Genomic DNA, 13,932 nt, shown 5'->3' on the forward strand with positions numbered 1-13,932 from the left:
GGCTACCGGGACGGCATGAACCGCAGGTGTGGCCGCCGCCGCAGCCGTACGCCCGCCGCCACGGCCACCAGCGCGGTCAGCGCGACGGTGAAGACGACGCCGTGCAGCAGGCCCCGGTCGAGGTATCCGGAGTCGGTGTGGTCGATGGCGTACGTGCCGATCTCGCGGCTGAACCAGAACGGCAGCGCCCGTGACGCGGTGGCCGCCGGGTCGGTCATCATCTGCAGCCCGACCACGATGAGCAGCACCAGGGTGCCCTCGAGCTCGCGGGGCAGCACGGCGCTCAGGGCCAGCCCGAACGGTGCCGCGACCGCGACGGTCAGCAGCATCACCACGGCGATGGCGCCGTAACGCACGTCGTGCTGGTCGACGAGGATGAGCAGGTAGTACGGCAGCGACAGCGCCAGCCCGACCGTCCACAGTGCCAGGAGCCGGCCGAGGACGAGGTGCCGGCTGCCGTAGCCGGACAACCGCAGCCGTGGCTCGATGGGCCGCGCCGCGCTGCCGGCGAACAGCGCGGCGGTGCTCAAGGCCCAGCCGAGCCCGAGGCAGACGAACCGGATCGACTGGCCGAGGTGGTCGCCGCGCCGGCTGAGATAGAAGGCGAGCGGCAGCACGGCGAGGACGACGAGCACGGTACGCCGGCGGGCGATCTCGCGCAGGGCCAGATCCGCGGTGGTGAGGATCTTGTTCATACGACCCGCTCCCGGTCGGGGGTCAGGTCGAGCACGATGTCGACCCGGTCGAGTTGGTTGAGCAGGTGGGTGACGACCACGACGGCGGTGCCGGTATCGCGCCACCGCCACACCTCGTGCCAGAAATCGAGGTAGGCGCCCCGGTCGAAGCCCTGGTAGGGCTCGTCGAGCAGCAGGATGTCGGGTTCGCCGAGCCGGGCCATGACCAGGTTCAGCTTCTGGCGGGTGCCGCCGGAGAGTTGGCCGGCGAGACGGCCACGGTCCGGCTCCCAGTCCAGCCGGGCGGCGTGCGCGCGGCCGGCCCGGCGGGCGGCGGACCGGTCCAGGTCGCGTCCGGTGCCGATCAGGACGAAGTGCTCGTCGGGGGTGAGGAACTCGCGGGTGCCGCCGTCCTGCGGGCAGTAGCCGAGGCTGCCGTACGCGTGCACCTCGCCCCGGTCGGGGCTGACGAGGCCGGCGCAGATGCGCAGGAAGGTGCTCTTGCCGGCACCGTTGGCGCCGACGACGGCGGCGATCTGGCCGGCGCGTACGGTCAGGTTGACGTCGCTGAGGACGCGGTGCCGGCGGTAGCGCTTGCTGATCCCGCGTACGTCGAGCCGGACCGGGCCGGGTGGCGGGCGCCGCGGGGCGGGTGCGGCGGCACCGATGCTGTCGGCGACGTCACGGGCGTACGACCCCGGTGCGCCGAACGCCGACAGCGGCGGCTCTCCGCTGTCGCGCAGGTGGGTGGCCGCCTCGGCGACGACGTGCCCGGCGAGGTCGGGGCCGACGCCGTGCCGGCGCAGTTCGCCGACAAGGGCCGCCAGCCATGCATCCTGGTTCACCGCGCTGGTACCTCCCGTAGTATCGCGCCGACCCCGCCGGCGAACCGGCCCCAGTCGGCGGTGGCCTGCCGCAGCACGTCGTGGCCGGGTCCGGTGATCCGGTAGTACTTGCGGGCCGGGCCGGCTTCGCCCTCGCGCCAGTCGGCGGCGATGAGTCCGGCCCGCTGGAGCCGGAGCAGGACCGGGTAGAGGGTTCCGCCTTTGACCGGCCCGAGGCCGGCCGCCTCCAGCGCCTGCGACAGTTCGTAGCCGTACGACTCGCGCCGGGCGAGCATCGCCAGCACGCACAGGTCGAGGACTCCCCGTAACCATTGGGCGCGCCGCTCCTGATTCACGCGCAAGAAGATAGCACGACCAGCTAGCTGGTCGTGCTATCTAGCCGCGATCGGCCGGTGACCTCAGGCGCCGGGACCGGCCGGCGGGAACGGGACCTGCGCCAGGACCGGGATCAGGGTCTCCTCCTCGTACGCCAGGTGGGTCGTCAGCTCGCTCGACATCCGGTCCAGTTCGGCCCGGAACCGCACCGGGTCGGCGGTGGCGACATCGGCCAGCAGTCCCTCCAACTCGCGGCGGATCCGGTCGACTGTCACGTGTTCGGCCCGCAGCCGCTCGATCACCGGCGCGAGATGCGGATACCCCTGCTCCAGCCCGGGCAGCATGTGCCCGTCCTCGCCGGTGTGGTGGAAGTGCAGGGACTGGCAGAACGCCAGGCAGTGCGCCCGGATCTGCATCCCCAGCCCGACCGGCGGCGGCCCGTCGGTGGCGTGCCGGGCCGCGAAGTACGCGTCGGTCTCGGCCCGGGTACGCGCCAACTGGTCCCGCAGCCAGTCGTGGATCTCCATAAGCTTGTCGGCCAGGTTGGCCACCTCGCGGTCACCCGCCTCCGAGTGCACCCGGTCCAGCACCACCACCGGAATCCGCCGGCTCGTGCGGGCCTGGTAGTCGCCGTACCCCGGCTCCTGTGCGACGACGTGGGCGAAGAGCCGGTCGCGTTCGGAGCCCTGCGCGGGCACCGCGACCGCGTCGAACGTCTCGGTCCCGACCTCGACCCGGACCATCGGGTTGGCGATCAGGTTGTGGTACCAGGCCGGGTGGCGGGGCGAACCACCGGCGGACGCGACGACGAGCAGCCGGTCGCCGTCGCGGACGAAGCCGAGCGGGCTGATCTGCCACCGGCCGGACCTCGCCCCGGTCGTGGTGAGCAGCAGCAGATCACCGCCCTCGAACGGGCCGCCGACCTTTCCGCCGTTGGCGCGGAACTCCTCGACGACCGGCCGGTTGAAGTCACTGATCTGCGGTTCGGGCTGCATGTGGTGCGCGGGGATTTCGGACAAGGTACTCCCTCGGTTCGAATGGACGACGGACCCCGGGGCGCGGTCGTACGGCCGGCGGCCGTACGGCATGCGGTGACGTGCGCGGATGGCACGGACGCACGCGGGCATCCGTCGTGGGGTTGAAGATCGGGGTGCAGGCGAGCGCGGCCGGGCGTGGCACACAAGGGCCACGCCGACGTGGCGGCGTTACGCGAGCGGCGTGTGTGGACTCACGATTCGCTCCCCGGGACCTGACAGGCGCCTCCATGCAACCGCCGTCGTCAGGCGGTTCGCACGCGACACGACGCAGATTCTAGCGCCCGCCGAGGGAAGCTCCCAGGGCGGACGCCGGCCCGCCCCGCCTATAGTCACGGGGATGTCGCGCCGGATCCTCGCCGTACTTCTGTTGCTCGTCGCCTTCGCGGCCCTCGTGGCCCAGCGGATGTTCCCGTTCCTCGCCGACGCGCCGTGGGCGCTACGGACGGCGGTGACGGTCGTCGGCGTGGTGTGTCTCCTGGTCGCGGTGAGCCTCTGGCTGCGCGGGCTCGCGGGCCGCGGACGGGAGCGGTAGCCGGGCGCGCGCACGAGGGGAACGCCCGGCCCCGGGCTCACCGGAACTCGTGCACGACCTCGATCAGGCCGACGATGTGCCGGTTGAACTCGTCGAGTTCCTCGGCCGGCACCCAGAGTTCGAGGATGTCGCGGCCGCCGACCTGCTGGACCGGGTAGCGGGCGGCGAACTCCGCGTCGACCTCGAACCGGGTGACGAAGCCGGCGCCGGAGGCGGGCACGTTCCAGTCGCGGGCGATCATGATGGCGTACTGCTCGTTGAGGACCGGGTAGAAGATCGGCTGGTCCGGCCGGCGCGGCGGCCACGCCGTCCAGCCCGAGGCGCGTACGAGGTCGAGCTCCTGCGGGCCGGTCGGCCGCCACAGCGTCATCGTCTCGGTCATCTCGCCCTCCTTGCCGGTCGGGGCAGGCTACCGGCCGGGCGGACGCCCGGACCAACGGTATTGACGACGCTGTGGCGACGGGGTGCGTCCGCGTTCTGCCGTGCTAGCTGACGGCCATCTCCCCCAGGTCGGACCAGTCGTCCTGGTCGACCGACTGGCTGACGATCTTCGGGGTGGCCTGAAGGTATGCCGGCAGGTCCTGCTGGGCCTGCCGGAAGTGCGCGGAGTTCACGTGGGCGGCGCCCGCGTCGCCGTCGCGGAAGGCTTCCACCAGGACGTACTCGTTCGGGTCGTCGAGGCTGCGGGACCAGTCGAACCAGAGGCAGCCGGGTTCGGCCCGCGTCGCCCGCGTGAAGGGTCCGGCGATCTGCGGCCACTGGTCGGCGTGCTCCGGCTTGATCAGGAACTTCGCGGTAATGAAGATCATGCTGTCATCCTCCCCCACACCGGCCGGCGGATCAGCCCGACGTACCAGGGCGCTCGTGTCACGGCCGCTAGCGGGCGGGGCCGCGCGCCTCGCCGTGCTGGAGATAGGCCAGTACGGCGAGGACCCGCCGGTGCCCGCTGTCGCTGGGCGGCAGGCCGAGCTTGGCGAACACGTTGCCGATGTGCTTGCTCACCGCGCGTTCGGTCACCACCAGCGTCCGGGCGATCGTCACGTTGTCGCGGCCCTCGGCCATCAGCCGCAGCACCTCGAGTTCGCGCGGGGTCAGCGAGGCCAGCGGGTCGTCGCGGCGCCGACTCATCAGCTCCGTCACCACCTCGGGGTCGAGGGCGGTGCCACCGGCGGCGACCCGCTCCAGCGCGTCGAGGAACTCGTCGACCCGGCCGATCCGGTCCTTCAGCAGGTAGCCGACACCGCTCGCGCCACCGCTGAGCAGTTCGGTCGCGTACGTCTCCTCGACGTACTGGGACAGCACCAGGACCGGCAGCCCGGGCACCGCCCGGCGGGCGTCGAGCGCGGCCCGCAGGCCCTCGTCGCGCAGCCCCGGTGGCAGCCGTACGTCGACGACGGCGACGTCCGGACGGTGCTTCAGGAGGGCGGGCAGCACCTCGGGGCCGTTGACGGCGACCGCGACGACCTCGTGCCCGGCGGACGTCAGCAGGAGAACGAGGCCCTCGCGCAGCAGGGCGTTGTCCTCGGCGATCACCACGCGCACGGCAGTCCTATCTCGATCACGGTCGGCCCTCCGGCCGGGCTGTTCACCCCCATCGTGCCGTCCAGGGCGGCGACCCGGCGCCGGATGCCGAGCAGGCCGCTGCCGGCGGACTCGTCGGCCCCGCCCCGCCCGTCGTCGCGGACGAGGATCGTCAGCGTATCCGCGTCCTTCGCCAGGCGGACCGTGGCCGTGGTGGTGCCGCTGTGCCGGGCCACGTTCGTCAGCGACTCCGCGACGACGAAGTACGCCGCCGCCTCGACCGCCGCCGCCGCCCGCGCCGGCGGCAGCCCGTCCACCTCGACGGCGACGTCCAGTCCACTGCTGGCGGCGAGCGCCCGTACCGCGCCGACCAGGCCCCGGTCGGTGAGGATCGGCGGGTAGATGCCGCGGATCACGTGCCGCAGCTCGGCAAGAGCCTGCTCGGCCTGGTCCTGCGCCTCGTCCAGCAGCTTGCGGGCGTGGTCCGGGTCCCGGTCGTACGCCCGCCGGGCGAGACCGACCCGCATCGACAGCGCCACCAGCCGCGCCTGGGTGCCGTCGTGCAGGTCCCGTTCGATCCGCCGCAGTTCCGCGCCGTGCGCGGCGATCGCGGCCGCCCGGGTCTCGGTCAGCTCGGCCACCCGCTCGGCGAGGCGGTCGCTCGGCGACGGCAGCAGCAGCGCCCGCGTCCAGGCGGCGTCGAGGCCGGCGAGCCGGTCGATGACCGGCAACAACAGCGGCGGCCGGCCCAGCAGACCGGTCCACACCCCGTCGACGAGCACCGCGAACGGCCACACGGTCAGCACGACGCAGGCCAGGCCCAGCCCGTAGAGCAGATGCCACAGCAGCCAGCGCAGGTCGCGGCGGGTCCCCGGATCGGTCAGCGCGGCCCGGACCCGGCCACCGAGCGGACCGGTCAACGGCAGGTAGCGGGACGGGATCTCGACCCCGGCGTACGCCGCCACCTGGCGCCGCTTGAGCCCGGCGAGCCGGCGCAGCAGCAGCACGGTCTCCGGCAGTACGCCCGCGCCGACCACGGTGAGGCTGATCATGACGGTGAACAGGATCAGCCCGAGGAAGGCGTAGGAGACCAGGGCCAGCCCGGCGGCCCCGAAAAGGCCGTACGTGGACCGCCCCGCCTGCTGTAACGCCGTACGCATGGGGCCAGGCTATGTGCCGGATCCGGGACTGCCGGTGGGGCGGGCTTCCCCGGCATGGTGTAGCGGACTACACCATCGGTTCGGGAGTGGGGGCCATCGCCGGGCACTCTGGCCGGCGGCAGACTCGGACATGTCATCGCCCACCGCATTCGAGAGGAACCCGCCGCCGTGAAGAACCTGCTCTGGGTCACACTCGTCATTTCGGCCGCCGCCAACGCCGCCACCAACCTGTTCGTGCCGGGCGGGGCGGGACAGATCACACTGCAGCTCGTCACCGGACTCATCGCGGTCGGCTCGATCGCCGGCCTGGTCACCGCCCACCGCCGGCGCGCCTGACCTCGCCGGTCCGGGCCACCGACGAGGCGGCCTCGGGTACGGCTCTCCGGGCCCCCGCTGCGGGCCCGGACCGGTAGGTTCCCCGACGTGTACGTCGGCGACGACCCCTCGCTCTCCCCCCGCCTCCACCGGTTCCTGGCGGAACACACCCACCGGCTGCCGCACACGACCGAGGCCCGCATCCGGTCCGCCGCCGCCATGACCGTCGACGGCCGCGACGAACCGGCACCCGAGGAACTGATCACCGCGATGGTCCGGTTCGAGGAACGCTACGGCGGGCTCCGCTACGCCGTCATCGGCAGCAACGGAATGGAGTACGGGCTCGACGGTGTGCCCACCGGCCACCGCGGCCCGCTCGGACCGGCCCTCCCCGGCATCTTCGACGGCGACCAGACCTGGGGCATCGACGTCCTCGCCGACGGCAGGACCGCCATGGGACCGGGACGGTGGCCCTACCGCATCATCGACCGGTCCGTCGACCAGCGGCTGGAGAAGCACGCCCTCCTGGTTGCGGTGCGGTCCTGGCCGCACCGGACCTTCACCTGTTCCACCCCGCCGGAGGTCCTGCCGGTCGTCGACGAGGAACGGCTCCCGCCACCCGTGCCCGAAGCGACCGGGCCGGCCGACCTGTGGTGGGGCGACGACTCCACCGCCATCCAGATCACACTGAGCGGCTGGCCACCAGGACAGGACCGCTGGACCGTACGCTACTTCGCCCGTACGCCTCGGCGGGCGGCCGACGCCAACCCGACCGTCTACGCGGCGATCGGGCACGAAACCGTCCCCGCCCACTGGTGCGCACTCTGCTCTCACGACATCGCTCCGGGCACGACGTGTCCTCCGGCGCTCGACACGAACGATCGTCACCGCCGGGGCCGGCCATGACGTCGATGTCCCGGTGGCCCGTGCTCGCGCCGGTGGTCGCGGTCGGTCTGCTCCTGTCGATGGTGGGGCTCGTCCGCGGCCAGCGGTGGGCATATGTGGCGACCTGCTTCCTGGTCGGCCCGTTCGTGTACTGCTGCGGCGTGGTGTTCGCCGGCGGCAGGGGCTCGTTCGAGGGGACGATGGCCGACTCGAGCGGGACCGCGCCCGTTCAGACCCTGCCGACCTCGTTCCGCGTCGGCAACACCGTCGGGCCGCTCCTGATCTTCGGCGCGGCGATCGCCGTCCTGGTCCTGCTGTTCCTCCCGCCGATCTTCCGGCGCTTCCACCCACCGCCCGGCCGTCCCCCGACAACGGTTGACGCGTAGGCGACCTGCCGTACCCGGCGCAGGCTGCGTTGCCGGCGGCCCCGGAGTGGTCCTCGTCCGAGGGTGACGGGCAGGGGTTGCTGTTCCGGTCCACAGCGAGTTCGCTGTGGATACGCCGAATTCGCTGTGAGCCCTGACAGCGATACCGCCCCGTCGCCGAACCTGGCCCGCGACCACCCCGTACCCCGAGGCGCCTGAACCGTCTCGGGCGACCCGTTACGGCCTTCCAGGTCAGAGCCGCTTGTGGAAGTGGTGTTTCGCCGTCCCGTCCGGCATACCAGGGGTGCGGCCGACTTCCCGGTAACCGAACCGCAGGTAGAAACCGGGCGCCTGGAAGGACATCGTGGCCACCACGACCCGGTCACACCCGCGCCGCCGGATCTCGTCCTCGGCGGCGGCGAGGAGCCGTCCGCCCCAGCCCTGTCCACGCAGGTCGGATGCCAGCCACAGGGACGTGATCCCGCCGCACCCGCCCCAGGTCCAGCCGGTCAGCCCGCCCTGAAGGACGCCGTCGTCGTCGAGCAGTCGGATCGACAGCGGGGTCTGGTCGTCGGAGGCGACGGCCGCGTTGTTGATAGCGTCCAACTCGTCAGACAGGCGCTTCTCCAGCTCGGGATCTTCGGTGCCGAAGGCTAGTTCTGCCACGGCAGGAGTGTCCTACATCCACGGGGACGGAACAGGCATGAGTGTGAGCGCGCCGGGTGGTCCGGGCCGACGACGGCCCGTGGCACCGCCGCCGCTGACCCGGGTGGACCTCGGCGAGGTGCCGTACGACCGCGCGATGGCGGACATGGACGGGTGGGTACGCGAGCGCCGCGAAGGGCTGGCCGGTGACCGGCTGTTCCTGCTCAGCCATCCGCCCGTGGTCACCTACGGGCGTACGACGAATCCGGCCGACCTTGTCGGCCTGCCTGCGGACGTACCGACGGTGTTGGTCGACCGTGGCGGTCAGGCCACCTACCACGGCCCCGGCCAACTCGTCGGCTACCTGGTGCTCGGCCTGCGCGAGCGCGGTCCCGGCGACGTCGTACGGTGGGTCGAACACGGCCTCGTCGCCGCGCTCGCCGATCTGGGCTTCGCCGCCGTTCGCCGGGACACGCCGCGCGGCGGCACCAGTCTCGTCGGTGTCTGGACACCGGACCATCGCAAGATCGCATCGATCGGGATGCGGGTCCGGGGCACCGTCACCAGCCACGGCTTCTCCCTCAACATCGACCCGGACATGGCCGTGTTCGACTCGTTCACCTCGTGCGGTCTGGCCGACGTCACGATCACCTCCATCAGCCGGCTCGCCGAGGAGCAGCGGGTGCCGGTGCCGTCGGACGCCGAAGTCCGTGACGCGGTCGCCCGCCACCTGGGCGCTCAGGAGCCCGGTCCGGATCAGCGGACGTAGACGACGGTCGCGTCGTCGCCGTGCTTGTTACGCGGCCAGCGCAGGCACGACGGGTCGGTCGCCTCCGCCGCCCGGACCCGCCGGATCAGCTCGGCCGGTCCGTGGCTGTCGAGCACGTCGAGCACCGCCGGCCAGTCGAGCAGCCCGAACGGGGTGACCAGCCGGGCCGCCCCGTCCGTGAGCAGCGCGAATCGTCGGACGCTGTCGAGCGACAGGGACCCGGTGACGGCGTATGCCGCGGCGGCCGGATCCGCGGCGGCGACCCAGTACCCGCCGGGCCGGTTGCGCGCCGCCAACTCGGCGTGCTTCATACGCAGCAGTGCGGCCTGCTTCTCGGCGGACCCGAACGGATAGCGGTCCGCCTCGACACGTTCGGCCGTCGCCGTCCGGTCCACCCGGTCGTCAATGACGACCCGAACACCATCGCCGGTGTCGATGGCCACCGTGACATCACCGAGAACGAGATACTCGAGCACGTCGTCGTCGAGCCGTACGACAGCCACGCCGGCCGACGGGGTGCCGGGGTGGGTCAGGTCGCACCCACGATGCCGGTCCGCGGTGGCACGGATCCCGTCGGCCAGCGCGTCGTCGAGGCGTACCCGCCGGTCGGCCGCCAGACCGGCGACCGTCGACCCGAGAGACGCGGCGTACCAGGCGACCCCGTGCGAGCAGCCGGTTCCGGTGCGGGCGGTCGCCCCGTCGAGTACGACCATGAACCGGTCGGCCGCAAAGGCCCAGTCCTCGTTCGGGGTTCGGGAGACACCCGCCTCCGAGGCGACGTCTACTCGCACAGACAGCATCCTTCGCCGTGACACGACCGGACCACAACCTCAGTGCGGCGCTCGCGGCTGAAAGGGGGTGGGGTCACGGCTACCTGATCCAGTCCCGAGGTATACAGGGGACCCTCCCACCCACCCGTTACCTCTCAGTGAGCTTTGGTGAGCTCACGATTGGTAGTCCTGCCTTGCGGCGGGACGGTCCCGGTCTGACCGACTGGTGTCGTGCCGGGTTCACGCTTCGACGCCACCCGCCCGCGTACGCGGGTCTTCTGGTCGGCTCCACGTGCTGCCACCGGGCCACTCCCGGCAGTGTCGAACTCAGCCGCCAGGGCGGCCAGATTCGCGGCGGCGTTGTGGTCGCGGTCGATGACCAAACCACACGCCTGACACACGTACTCACGCTCGGACAGGGCCAGCTTGGTTTTCACCGTGCCGCAGCCCGAGCAGGTCTTCGAGGATGGATACCAGCGATCGGCGATCAGCAGCCGGCCACCGTTCCACAAGGTCTTGTACGCCAACTGGCGGCGGATCTCCGCGAAACCAGCGTCGGCGACATGCCTGGCCAGCTTGCGGTTGGCGAGCATGCCCGAGACGTTGAGGTCCTCGACCACGACCGTGCCGACAGTGGCGGCGACGCGGGTGGTCAGCTTGTGCAGCCCGTCGCGGCGCAGGTTCGCCACCCGGGCGTGTGCCCGGCCGAGCCGGCCTGCCGCACGCTCCCACCGCTTCGACGCACGTCGGCCGGCGCGCCGGTCCGGGCCAATCTTGCGGGACAGCGCCCGGCCGAGCGTCCGCATCCGCCGCTGCGCGGTCACCAGGTGGCGAGGACTGTCGACCAACTCCCCGGTGGACAGCACCGCGAGGTGCCTGATACCGACGTCCACGCCGACCACGGTGCCCGGCCGGACCGGAGTACGGGCGGTGCGCTCGACCTCGACGGTGAACGACACGTGCCAGCGTCCGCCGTCACGACGCACGGTCGCGGACATGATCCGCGCCGTGCCCGCCTCGAGGCGGCGGGCCAGTTTGCGGGCAGACTCGTGCAGCTTCAACCGGCCCAGCCGGGGCAGCACCACATGCATCCGATCGGCCTCGACCCGGATCGCCCCGGTGGTGAACCGTACAGACGGTGTGGTGCGCCGACGGGACGCGAACCGGGGAAAGCCCACCGGCCGGCCGGCTCGCTTGCCGGTGCGGGAGTCGGCCCAGTTCTTCAAGCCGCGAGCGAGTGCGTCGAGGCCGGTGTTGAACGCTTCCTTGGACACCTCGGACCACCACGGCGCCACCTCGGGCTTCGCCGCGTTCCACGCCCGCCGCAACGCCGGGAGCGTCCACGACACCGTGGGGGTCAGTAGCTCGTCGGGAACACCGTAGGTGCGTTCGGCCGCGCGCTGATCCATGACGGCCTTCACCCGGGCGAGAGCCCAGTTACGGGCGACCCGAGCCGCACCGGCATGCGCGTACACGTCACGTTCCTGGGCAGCGGTGAGGTCGAGGGCGAACCGGTACGCCTGGACCGTCTTCACACCGGGCCCCCGGTGACCGCCTCGACCGCGCGACGGACACGGTCCGCGGCGACACGACGGCCATACAGGCGGACGCACAACGATGTCAGAATCTCGGTGACGTCGCCGACCAGGTCGTCATCGACCCCGGCCGGATCGACCACCAGCAGTCGGCGCCCCTGCGCGGCCAGGGCAGCCTCCACGTACTCGGCACCGAACCGGGCGAACCGGTCCCGATGCTCGACCACTACTGACGATCGAACGGCCATCAGTTTGTCGTCCCCCATAGCCGCGCTCTCCGCAAGGGTTGCTCAGACCGGCTCACTGTCGACACCGTAGATCAGGGGTACGACAACTCGGCGTCGTCGTGACAGCCCTACCCAAAATCGGTGGGTCGTCGACGAGAAGTACGTCAGCATGATCAGCAGGCTCGGCCGAGCACGCCCCGCCCCGTCACCGACCAAACCGGAAGGTGTGCCCCCTTGTCCACGTTCAGCGTCACCGCCGAACCACTCACCATCCACCCCCACGACAACGCCGACGCCCTCGAACTCGCCCAGGTCGGGCTCTACCGTGCCGTCGTCGCCAAGGGCGCTTACCGGACCGGCGACTACGCCGTCTACATCCCCGAAGCCGCCATACTCCCCGCGCCGCTGATCGCCGAACTCGGCCTCACCGGGAAACTCGCCGGAGCCAACCACGACCGGGTCAAGGCCGTGCGACTTCGGGGCGAGCTTTCGCAGGGCGTCGTCTGCCGCCCCTCCGCGGTCGCCGGCGAGGGCCTCGAAGCCCACCACCGCGCCGGCACCGACTTCGCCGACCTGCTCGGGATCACCAAGTACGTACCGTCGATTCCCACGCACATGACCGGCGAGATGACCGCCGCTTCCGACCTGATCCGCTGGGTCGAGGTCGAGAACATCCGCCGCTACCCGGACATGTTCACGCCCGGCGAACCCGTCGTCGCCACCGAGAAGATCCACGGAACCGCCTGCCTCACCACCGTCACCGCGGACGGCGCCGCGCACGTCACCTCGAAGGGCTTCGGCCACCAGCACCTCGCCATCGTCGAGTCCGACTCCAACCTCTACTGGCGCGCGGTCCGCGCCCATGCCGTCGCCGAGGTCGCCGCCGACCTGGTCGGGAAGTTCAGCGCGTCCCGGGTCGGCATCTTCGGCGAGGTGTTCGGCAAGGGAGTCCAGGATCTCGGGTACGGAGCCGACGCCGGCCGGGTTCCGGGCTACGCCGCCTTCGACATCGCGGTGGAGACGCCGGGCGACGGCCTCGTGTGGCTCGCCCCGGCCGAGGTCGCCGACCTGCTCGACGGCCGGCTGCCGATGGTGCCGACCCTCTACGCGGGTCGCTACGACGAGGCGGCGCTGATCGCGCTCGCCGACGGGACGACGGTTCTCGGCGACGGCACCCACATCCGGGAGGGAATCGTGGTTCGGCCCGCCGCCCGGCGGGAGTCTGCGTCTTCTCGAATGATCGGCAAGCTGGTGTCGCCGGCGTACCTGACCCGCAAGGGTGGCACGGAGTACGAGTAGTGCCGGCGTGCAGCGCCAGGGTTGCCAGTTCCGGCCGGGGTGGACCGTACGGCTTAGGGTGCGAACATGACCTTGAGCCCTGCCGCCGCCTCGTCCTCGAACGCGAACGCCCTGCTCGCCGAGACCGTGCGGGCGACGGAGGCCGATCCGCTCGACGCCGCGTACCTGGAAGGTCTGTGCCGTGAGATCGACGGCCGGATCACCCGCGGCGACGCGATGATCGGAATCCTGCCGGTCCAGGCGTACGACGTACTGGTCCGTGGCTATGTCGCCGCGGCGCTGGCCGGCCGGACGGAGGTGTGGACGCTGCTGGGGCAGCGACTGCTCGACCTGCCGTTCGGGCGGCCACCGGCCCTGCCGTCGCCGCACCTGTTCCCGGCCGGCGAGGACGAGATCCTGGACGCCGCCCTGCGCTGCTTCGCCGAGGCCGCCCGGCACGGCAGTCGCCAGGGCGCGTACCGGTTCGCCGCCGCTGGCCGGCCGGCGGTGCGGCGGGTCGGGCCGTACGCGCTGACGCTGCTGGAACCGCTGCTGGCCGACGACCCGACCGGGGAGGCGAGCTACTGGTCCGGCATCACGCACTACCTGCTGGGCAACGGCGGGACCGCGCTCGGGTACCACGAACGGGCCGCCGCGGCCGGGAACGCCGACGCGATGTTCGAACTGCACGTCCTGTACGGAACCGGGGACACGGTGCCGCGCGACGACGTGGCGGCCCGGCAGTGGCTGATGCGGGCCGCCGATCGGGAGCATCCGCGAGCCCTCTACAACATCGCGGCCGGTCATGCCACGGGCCAGGGATTTCCCCGGGATGAGGAGGCCGCGGCCGGCTGGTACGAGCGGGCGGCGATCGCCGGGAGCCCTCGGGCCGCCGCCACCCTGGGCGTGATGTGCCTGCTCGGCTCCGGAGTCACCACCGACCCGGCCCGTGCCGCGAGGTGGCTCGACCAGGCCGAGGAGCAGGGTTTCGACGTCAGCGGCTGGCTGGAACAACTCGGCCTGAGCCGCCCCGCCTGAACGGGAGCGGCTTCCGGGTGC

The 13,932-nt window shown here is 71.9% G+C and carries 18 protein-coding genes and 1 pseudogene; 7 read left to right on the forward strand and 12 right to left on the reverse strand.

Features of this window, described 5'->3' with window-relative positions; all coding sequences use genetic code 11:
• Positions 1-2: 2 nt before the first annotated feature.
• The 4 genes from QCD66_RS25810 to QCD66_RS25825 all read right to left on the reverse strand — a co-directional run bounded on the left by QCD66_RS25810 (position 3) and on the right by QCD66_RS25825 (position 2,853).
• On the reverse strand, positions 3-695 hold the full coding sequence (locus QCD66_RS25810) for a hypothetical protein (RefSeq protein WP_375736011.1): 693 nt from the start codon (positions 693-695) through the stop codon (positions 3-5).
• Positions 692-1,519, reverse strand: a complete 828-nt coding sequence (locus QCD66_RS25815) for an ATP-binding cassette domain-containing protein (protein WP_375736012.1) — start codon at positions 1,517-1,519, stop codon at positions 692-694. The genes QCD66_RS25810 and QCD66_RS25815 overlap by 4 nt, the downstream gene beginning before the upstream one ends.
• A complete protein-coding gene (locus QCD66_RS25820) occupies positions 1,516-1,854 on the reverse strand; it encodes a PadR family transcriptional regulator (protein ID WP_357538117.1) in 339 nt (112 codons plus the stop codon). Before QCD66_RS25820 ends, QCD66_RS25815 begins: the two co-directional genes overlap by 4 nt.
• Before the next feature lie 63 nt (positions 1,855-1,917).
• Positions 1,918-2,853, reverse strand: a complete 936-nt coding sequence (locus QCD66_RS25825) for a nitroreductase/quinone reductase family protein (protein ID WP_375736013.1) — start codon at positions 2,851-2,853, stop codon at positions 1,918-1,920.
• A 355-nt stretch (positions 2,854-3,208) separates the two neighbouring features.
• On the opposite strand from QCD66_RS25825, the gene QCD66_RS25830 reads away from it, so the two are divergent.
• Positions 3,209-3,403 carry a hypothetical protein gene (locus tag QCD66_RS25830; RefSeq protein WP_357538121.1) on the forward strand — a complete coding sequence of 65 codons (195 nt, stop codon included), beginning with the start codon at positions 3,209-3,211 and terminating at the stop codon, positions 3,401-3,403.
• A 37-nt stretch (positions 3,404-3,440) separates the two neighbouring features.
• Here QCD66_RS25830 and QCD66_RS25835 read toward each other — a convergent pair whose 3' ends face one another.
• The 4 genes from QCD66_RS25835 to QCD66_RS25850 form a co-directional block, all read right to left on the reverse strand.
• On the reverse strand, positions 3,441-3,785 hold the full coding sequence (locus QCD66_RS25835; protein ID WP_357538123.1) for an ADP-ribosylation/crystallin J1: 345 nt from the start codon (positions 3,783-3,785) through the stop codon (positions 3,441-3,443).
• 103 nt (positions 3,786-3,888) lie between these two features.
• Complete coding sequence (locus QCD66_RS25840) at positions 3,889-4,212, reverse strand: putative quinol monooxygenase (protein ID WP_375736014.1); 324 nt, start codon at positions 4,210-4,212, stop codon at positions 3,889-3,891.
• A gap of 67 nt (positions 4,213-4,279) precedes the next feature.
• Positions 4,280-4,945: a LuxR C-terminal-related transcriptional regulator gene (locus QCD66_RS25845; RefSeq protein ID WP_375736015.1), complete on the reverse strand. Its 666-nt coding sequence runs from the start codon at positions 4,943-4,945 to the stop codon at positions 4,280-4,282.
• Complete coding sequence (locus tag QCD66_RS25850) at positions 4,933-6,084, reverse strand: sensor histidine kinase (protein WP_375736016.1); 1,152 nt, start codon at positions 6,082-6,084, stop codon at positions 4,933-4,935. The genes QCD66_RS25845 and QCD66_RS25850 overlap by 13 nt, the downstream gene beginning before the upstream one ends.
• 168 nt (positions 6,085-6,252) lie before the next feature.
• Here QCD66_RS25850 and QCD66_RS25855 point away from each other — a divergent pair, with 168 nt between their 5' ends.
• The 3 genes from QCD66_RS25855 to QCD66_RS25865 all read left to right on the forward strand — a co-directional run bounded on the left by QCD66_RS25855 (position 6,253) and on the right by QCD66_RS25865 (position 7,670).
• Positions 6,253-6,420 (forward strand): hypothetical protein, encoded by a 168-nt coding sequence (locus tag QCD66_RS25855; RefSeq protein WP_357538130.1) that lies wholly within the window; start codon positions 6,253-6,255, stop codon positions 6,418-6,420.
• Between the two features lie 87 nt (positions 6,421-6,507).
• A complete protein-coding gene (locus QCD66_RS25860) occupies positions 6,508-7,305 on the forward strand; it encodes a hypothetical protein (RefSeq protein WP_375736017.1) in 798 nt (265 codons plus the stop codon).
• Between the two features lie 5 nt (positions 7,306-7,310).
• Positions 7,311-7,670, forward strand: coding sequence for a hypothetical protein (locus QCD66_RS25865; protein ID WP_375736018.1), 360 nt, complete (start codon positions 7,311-7,313; stop codon positions 7,668-7,670).
• 231 nt (positions 7,671-7,901) lie between these two features.
• On the opposite strand, the gene QCD66_RS25870 is transcribed toward QCD66_RS25865, so the two are convergent.
• Complete coding sequence (locus QCD66_RS25870; protein ID WP_375736019.1) at positions 7,902-8,315, reverse strand: GNAT family N-acetyltransferase; 414 nt, start codon at positions 8,313-8,315, stop codon at positions 7,902-7,904.
• A gap of 79 nt (positions 8,316-8,394) precedes the next feature.
• On the opposite strand from QCD66_RS25870, the gene lipB reads away from it, so the two are divergent.
• Positions 8,395-9,063, forward strand: a complete 669-nt coding sequence (gene lipB, locus QCD66_RS25875; protein ID WP_357538138.1) for a lipoyl(octanoyl) transferase LipB — start codon at positions 8,395-8,397, stop codon at positions 9,061-9,063.
• Here the strand turns inward: lipB and QCD66_RS25880 are convergent.
• The 3 genes and pseudogenes from QCD66_RS25880 to QCD66_RS25890 form a co-directional block, all read right to left on the reverse strand.
• Complete coding sequence (locus QCD66_RS25880; protein WP_375736020.1) at positions 9,051-9,854, reverse strand: hypothetical protein; 804 nt, start codon at positions 9,852-9,854, stop codon at positions 9,051-9,053. The genes lipB and QCD66_RS25880 overlap by 13 nt on opposite strands.
• A 134-nt stretch (positions 9,855-9,988) precedes the next feature.
• A complete protein-coding gene (gene tnpB, locus QCD66_RS25885) occupies positions 9,989-11,368 on the reverse strand; it encodes an IS607 family element RNA-guided endonuclease TnpB (RefSeq protein WP_407566816.1) in 1,380 nt (459 codons plus the stop codon).
• A pseudogene (locus QCD66_RS25890) lies at positions 11,365-11,598 on the reverse strand (IS607 family transposase); the annotation flags it as partial. The gene tnpB and the pseudogene QCD66_RS25890, both read right to left, overlap by 4 nt.
• A 231-nt stretch (positions 11,599-11,829) precedes the next feature.
• Here QCD66_RS25890 and QCD66_RS25895 point away from each other — a divergent pair.
• Positions 11,830-12,894, forward strand: coding sequence for an RNA ligase (ATP) (locus tag QCD66_RS25895; protein ID WP_375737136.1), 1,065 nt, complete (start codon positions 11,830-11,832; stop codon positions 12,892-12,894).
• Positions 12,895-12,960: 66 nt separating this feature from the next.
• Positions 12,961-13,911 carry a tetratricopeptide repeat protein gene (locus QCD66_RS25900; RefSeq protein WP_375737137.1) on the forward strand — a complete coding sequence of 317 codons (951 nt, stop codon included), beginning with the start codon at positions 12,961-12,963 and terminating at the stop codon, positions 13,909-13,911.
• The last annotated feature ends 21 nt before the right edge of the window (positions 13,912-13,932 follow it).

The sequence above is a fragment of the Polymorphospora sp. A560 genome (assembly GCF_045781765.1).
Classification (GTDB): domain Bacteria; phylum Actinomycetota; class Actinomycetes; order Mycobacteriales; family Micromonosporaceae; genus Polymorphospora; species Polymorphospora lycopeni.